We start from the raw sequence: 5909 nt of genomic DNA, 5'->3' as shown, positions 1-5909 counted from the left end.
GTCGACGGTCAGCGCCACCTCGACGAGCCCCGCCCGCGCGGCCTCCTTGTTGTCGATCTCGACCGCGTCCTCGAGATTTCCCAGGAGCACGTCCACGGTCGGTGCGAGCGCCGGCAGCTTGTCGAGCATGCGAGCGTTCGAAGGATCGAAGAAGTGGATCATCCGCGAGGCCAGAGGCGGTATGACGCGGGGCGGCTCAGGAGCGCCGATCGCCAGCGGCAGGAAGAAGTCTCGTGGGCTACGCATGGGTTCTCCTCGAAATCGACGGTCGAGCCACATCGTAGGACGGCTGACGGCTAGTATTCAAACGATGGTCAAAAATGGCCATCGTCGAGCGGCGCGTCAGGCTGCGCAGTTGAGGAGACCCACGATGTCCGACATGAGCTGGCGCACCGCGATCGCACAGGTCAACGCAGACGACGTCATCATCCGTGGCCATCGGCTGACCGATCTCGTCGGTTCGGTGACCTATGCGGACATGGCATTCCTGCTGATGCGGGGAGACCTGCCGACCGCGCCGGAGCGTCAGATGCTGGATGCCATCCTGGTGACCCTCGCCGACCACGGCATCTCGCCGACCACCATCATCGCCAGGACCCTTGCCTCGTGCGGCACACCGATCCAGGCCAGCATGGCCGGCGCCACGCTCAGCATCGCCGACTGGCACGGGGGCTCGGGCGAGGAGGTCGGCAAGATCCTCACCGCGATCCTCGACGAGGCGGACGGCGACGCCGACGTCGCCGCGGCGTGCGCCCGGCTCGTGGCGGACCGCAAGCAGCGACGCGAACAGGTGCCCGGATTCGGTCACCCCCAGCACACCGGCGGCGACCCGCGGGCGATCCAGCTGCTCGGCCTGGCGCAGTCGTTCGGCGTCGACGGCCGGTTCTGCGAGACGCTCGACGTGCTCGGCTCGGCGCTGGGAGAGTCGACGGGCCGGGACAATCTGCGCCGGGCCAACGTGACCGGGGCCCTCGCGGCGATCCTGCTCGACCTCGGGTTCCCGTGGCGCTCGATCCGCGGTGTCGTCATCGCCGCGCGTTCGCTGGGCCTGACCGCCCACGTCGTGGAAGAGCTCGAGCAGGGCAACCGGTGGCGTCACGCGTCGTCCGAGTCCGTCGAGTACACCGGACCGCTGCCGTCGTGAGCCGAGGCGACCAGCACACGACCGGCGAGAAGGGGCGCCGTCGCGAGTCCGCCATCATGGATGCGGCCGGCCAGCTCTTCGCGGAGCAGGGCTACGAACGGACCACGACGCAGGACATCGCCGATGCCACCGGCATCCTCAAGGGAAGCCTCTACTACTACATCGGGTCCAAGGAACAGCTGTTGTTCCGGGTCCTTCTCAGCACCCAGGAACAGCTCCACGCCTTCGTTGTCGAGGAGGTCGACACCCCGCCGCCCGGACCACTGGAGGCCGTGGAGATCTTCATCCGCCGGCATGTCGAATGGGTGCTGGAGCACAGTTCCGTCGCCGCCCTCTACGGCCAGGAGCATCACGTCGTGAGGTCCGTCGACGCCTGGTGGCAGGCGCTCGTCGAGGCCCGACACATCCATGAGCAGTCCCTCCTTGAGCTCCTGCGCGCCGTCGACGCGCACGCCGCCACGACGACGGAGGAGGACCTGATGCTGACGACCAGAGCGTTGCTGTCGATGGCGAACGGGACCCGGCGGTGGTTCCACCGCGACGGCACCCTCGCCGCTCACGACGTCGCGGCACACCACGCCCGCCTGGCGGTCCGCAGTCTTCACCGGCCGGACTGAGTTCTTGTCCGCCAGCCGGTCACGTACCTCTTGGCTGGCAGCGGACGATATCCGACCGGATCGATGCTCGACGCCGACGCTGGAGACTCGCTTCAGGCGTCCGAATCAGCAGGGGGCACAGCCATGCGCGCGGTCGCCTGCCACGCGGCGACACCGGCTCGGAGTCCATCCGGGCTCGCCGTCGCCAGTGCAGCCGTCAGTGCGGTGGCGTGGTCGTCGAGCTCGTCGTCGGCGACGACTTCGGAGACCAGCCCGATGTGCAGCGCTCGGGTCGCGTCGATGGGAGCCGCGCTGAAGGCGAGGTCGAAAGCCTGCCGGGCGCCCACGCTCGCGACCTGGGTGCTCATGAGGTCGGTCGGGAAGAATCCCTGCGACAGCTCCGGCAGCCCGAAGCTGGACGAAGCGCCCGCCAGGACACGCGGGCAGACTGCGAGGATCGCCAACGCACCACCACGGGCGGCGCCCTGGACCGTGGCGGTCCAGTGCACGGGCGCAGCGAGCAGCGACTCGACTATCGAGTCCAGCGCAGCACCCCCCGTCTCGAGTTCGGCAAGGTCCACTCCGGCACAGAATGCTGGGCCCTCCGCGTCGAGCGTCGCGACGAGGACACCCCACTCCTGGATCGTCGCAACGGCGTCGGCGACCTCGGCCGCCATCTGGCTGTTGATTGCGTTGCGACGATCGGGCCGGGCCAGCGTCAGGATCGCGGTGGCGTCCGACGTACGCCTCAGCTTGACGACGTCAGGAGAGCTCACGGCGCATCCTCTCCGCGACAGGTGCGAGCGACTCGTCCCACTCGCCACCCTCGGCCGAGATGAGGAAGCTGTCGACTCCCATCTCGCGGTACGCGGCGAGCGTCTTCATGATGCGGTCCTCGGTGCCGACGAGGGCGGAGGCGTTGCCGAGGCCGTTCATGGCGGCCACGACCCCCGTCCACATGCAGTCGTCGTGGATCTCTGCCTCCTGCGCGGCCTTGAGCTGGCGGTTGCGACCAGCGTCCTCGGCGTGGACCCGCTCGGAGACCTGGCCACCCTTGGCGATGAACTTCTGGTAAACCGGTTCGCTGCGGGCGCGCTCCCAGGCCTCTTCCTCGGTCTTGCCGAGGTAGAGCCGGAAGCTCAGGCTGATGCGCGGTCGCGGTCGCCCGTAGCCGGCCGCCTTGTCCTCGATCTCCTTGATCCGGGCGCGGACGTCTGCCTGGGGCTCGCCCCAGAGCATGTAGACGTCAGCCTTCGAGGCACCGAACTCCAGTGCTGCGGCGCTCGCGCCACCCATGTGGATACGGATCGGCTCGGCCCTCATCTCGTTCGGACGGGCGTCCTCGAACGTGTAGTACTGGCCCGTGTGCGAGACCGGCTCCTCTGCCGCCCAGATCGCGCGGAGGGCATCGACGTACTCGCTCGCTCGCACGTAACGGTCGTCGTGCCCGACGTAGTCACCCTCGCGGAGCTGGTCGCCCGGGGCGCCGCCGGCGAGGATGTGCACGTCGACTCGACCACCCGAGATGCGGCTCAACGTGCTCAGTGCGCGCGCCGCGACAGGCGGCTCCATGACGCCGGGCCGATGTGCGATCAGGACGGTCACGTCCTGGTTCGCAGCCAGTGTGAGACCGGCGAGGACGAATCCGTCGGGGCCGAAACTGTGGTAACCGATGAGGCCACGGTCGAGGCCGGCGACGCCCGCCATGCTCGTGGTGATGTCGGCGATCGACTGTCCGGAGGACGCCGGGCTGATGTAGCTGTAGATCTCGAGGTCGGTCATGTTCGTGGCTCCTGGTTGAGGGGTGAGTGGATGTCAGGCAGTCAGGTCTTCGGCGGGGACCAACTGCCCACCGTCGAAGAACTGTCCGCCGGTGTAGACGAGCGGGGGCGCGTTGGTGCCTGCGACGGCCTTGACCCGACCGATGAAGATCGTGTGCGTGGAGGCATGGAGCGTGTCCTGCAGCTCGACCTCCATGGTCGATGTGGCACCGTCCAGAAGAGGGACGCCGAGCTCTCCCCGGTGCCACTCGACCTGGTCGAACTTGCGCTCCTGCTTCGTCGCGAAGACCCGGGCCACACCCATCTGGTCGGCCGCCAAGACGCTGACACCGAAGTACTTCGACGCGATCAGGTGCGAGTAGGTCGAGCTGTTCTTCTGGACGCAGATCAGGATGAGAGGTGGTTCGAGCGACACGCTCGCGAACGCATTGACCGCGAGTCCGCGGGCCTCACCCTCGCTGTCCGTCGCTACGACTGTCACGCCGGTGACCATCGTGCGATGCATCGCACGGACCGCGTCCGGTCCGGCAGCCGAGTCAACATCGACCTCGTTCGCTCCACTGAGCGGCACCCCGAGTGACGAGTACTTGCCTCGCCGGTCGTAGATGACCGACTCCTCGGCGACCACGTCGCCGTCGAAGCGCGAAAAGGTCGCACCGGAGACCGAGTACGTCCGGCCGGTGGCCGGCAGTCCGAGGTAGGTGTCAGTCAGCGTGCCGTTGCTGGTCCAGTAGAGCGCGACCTCGTCCGTGCCCTCGATGACCCGCTCGACCGTCATCGTGAGATCAGGGAAGGCCCGTCGCATGTCGATGATCGATGCCTTCAGTTCGTCGCGCGTCTGCAGAGAGGTGCGACCGTGACGCACGAAGGACTCGGCGAGCACCGTGTCGAGCACGTCGACCTCGCCGTTTCCCCAAGCGCGCTCGAGCGCATCAAGGAGCGCAGCGGTGCGGTGCCCCGTCACTCGGTTCTCGGTGGTGGCCTGGTTCATGGGTGCTTCCTCTCCGGCCGACCGACGGGGCAGCCTACGACCAAAAGGCAAATCTCTTACATCTAATATATCACATACATCCTCCTCAAGGAAAGGATCCCGCCGATCCCGCCGGACAGTGAGGGGTGAGCCGTACCCGGATCTAACGGCCGCCGGAGCGGTCGTCCACGCGACCGGCCAGGTGCTGGCGGAGGCGATCCGCAGCCTGCCGGAAATGCCCTTCCATGACGGACCGCGCCAGGCGACTGTCGTGCGCGTCGATCGCATCGACGATCTCTGCGTGCTCCGGGAGACTGCAGCTCACCTGCTCCGGCACGACGTCGGACAGGCGCTCCGGGAACAGCCGAGCGGCCCGGGCGATCAGGGCTGTGACGCGCGGAGCGTGACTCGACTGGTTGACGCTGCGATGAAACTCGAAGTTGGCCAGAGCAGCATCGCCGCCAGTCGTAGAGGCTTCGGCCACGGCATCGCTCAGAGAGCGCATGCGAGCCCGCTCCACATCGTCGGCTCGCTCCGCCGCCCAGCCGGCAGCCATCCCCGAGAGCGACGCCATGAGCTCGAAGTTGTCGAGCAGGTCCGAGTTGGTGATCCCGAGCACCGTGATTCCGCTGCGAGGAGCCAGCCGAACGAGCCCGTCGTTCGCGAGGTCGAGACAGGCTTCGCGGATCGGCGTACGGCTTGTGCCGAACTCCGCCGCGAGTCCATCCAGGTCGATCCGATCGCCTGCGGCCAACGAGCCCAGCAGGATCCGGTGGCGGAGCTCCGTTGCGGCGCGATCGCGAACGGTCATCCCGAGGTGGGACACCGAGCTGCTGCCCCCGGGGCGTCGCCACGGGCTTCCGAGCGCGTCGACAGACGATTGAGATGAACTGTCCACGAGGCCCCTTTCGTCGGACACAGCGTATATCAGGTATGCGTTGCCGCGGTTGTGGTCCCCGCTCACCAGTCTCCATCCTTGCCCGCACACCCGAACCCGGCACCACCGACGAGCCCGTACCCGCCACGTGTGGACGGTGCCGCGACGACTTCCGCGAGATTTCACACTGCTCGGTCCCGGGTTCGAACCGGCCGACAAGTTGATCGCTGCCGATGCCGACGGAGTGATGATGGTCGACGGGCCAGAGCATACGACCCGAGCCCATCCCCTTGCCAGCCCCTCAGCCACATTTACTTCCACGCATTCACGTCAGCGGACGAAGCCGTGCTGGTCAACGTTGCAAGCCTCCTCGGGCACCAGCCGACCCCCTACCTCGCCACCTACGGCGCGTCGAAGGCCTTCGTCCTCAGCTTCACCGAGTCCCTCTGGGAGAAAGCCCGCGGCACCGGCCTGCATGTCTTGGCAGTCTGCCCGGGCGCGATGGAGACCGAGTTCTTCGATGCCCTCGGCAGCCGGGCCG

At 67.5% G+C, this 5909-nt stretch carries 7 protein-coding genes and 1 pseudogene; 3 read left to right on the top strand and 5 right to left on the bottom strand.

Translation table 11 applies throughout. The annotated features are described in order from the left end of the window. A pseudogene (locus H7290_RS13745) lies at positions 1–246 on the bottom strand (CoA ester lyase); the annotation flags it as partial. 124 nt (positions 247–370) lie between these two features. Between H7290_RS13745 and H7290_RS13740 the strand changes: the two are divergent. Both H7290_RS13740 and H7290_RS13735 read left to right on the top strand, forming a co-directional pair. Beyond that, positions 371–1144 carry a citryl-CoA lyase gene (locus tag H7290_RS13740; RefSeq protein ID WP_290514582.1) on the top strand — a complete coding sequence of 258 codons (774 nt, stop codon included), beginning with the start codon at positions 371–373 and terminating at the stop codon, positions 1142–1144. Next, positions 1141–1761: a TetR/AcrR family transcriptional regulator gene (locus tag H7290_RS13735; protein ID WP_290514581.1), complete on the top strand. Its 621-nt coding sequence runs from the start codon at positions 1141–1143 to the stop codon at positions 1759–1761. The genes H7290_RS13740 and H7290_RS13735 overlap by 4 nt, the downstream gene beginning before the upstream one ends. Positions 1762–1853: 92 nt before the next feature. Here the strand turns inward: H7290_RS13735 and H7290_RS13730 are convergent, their stop codons facing one another. From H7290_RS13730 to H7290_RS13715, 4 genes are all read right to left on the bottom strand, one after another. Further along, positions 1854–2516: an enoyl-CoA hydratase/isomerase family protein gene (locus H7290_RS13730; RefSeq protein WP_290514580.1), complete on the bottom strand. Its 663-nt coding sequence runs from the start codon at positions 2514–2516 to the stop codon at positions 1854–1856. Continuing rightward, a complete protein-coding gene (locus H7290_RS13725) occupies positions 2503–3522 on the bottom strand; it encodes an LLM class flavin-dependent oxidoreductase (protein WP_290514579.1) in 1020 nt (339 codons plus the stop codon). The genes H7290_RS13730 and H7290_RS13725 overlap by 14 nt, the downstream gene beginning before the upstream one ends. Positions 3523–3555: 33 nt before the next feature. Further along, positions 3556–4512 carry a flavin reductase gene (locus H7290_RS13720; RefSeq protein ID WP_290514578.1) on the bottom strand — a complete coding sequence of 319 codons (957 nt, stop codon included), beginning with the start codon at positions 4510–4512 and terminating at the stop codon, positions 3556–3558. Positions 4513–4654: 142 nt separating this feature from the next. Then, positions 4655–5302, bottom strand: a complete 648-nt coding sequence (locus tag H7290_RS13715; RefSeq protein WP_290514577.1) for a GntR family transcriptional regulator — start codon at positions 5300–5302, stop codon at positions 4655–4657. A gap of 411 nt (positions 5303–5713) precedes the next feature. On the opposite strand from H7290_RS13715, the gene H7290_RS13710 reads away from it, so the two are divergent. After that, positions 5714–5909: SDR family NAD(P)-dependent oxidoreductase (locus H7290_RS13710; RefSeq protein ID WP_290514576.1), on the top strand; the 196-nt coding region annotated here is incomplete at its 3' end.

Source organism: Aeromicrobium sp. (assembly GCF_014378035.1).
Lineage (GTDB): Bacteria > Actinomycetota > Actinomycetes > Propionibacteriales > Nocardioidaceae > Aeromicrobium.
Note: the sequence above shows the minus strand (reverse complement) of the source record. Positions and strands in the feature narration are given on the sequence as shown.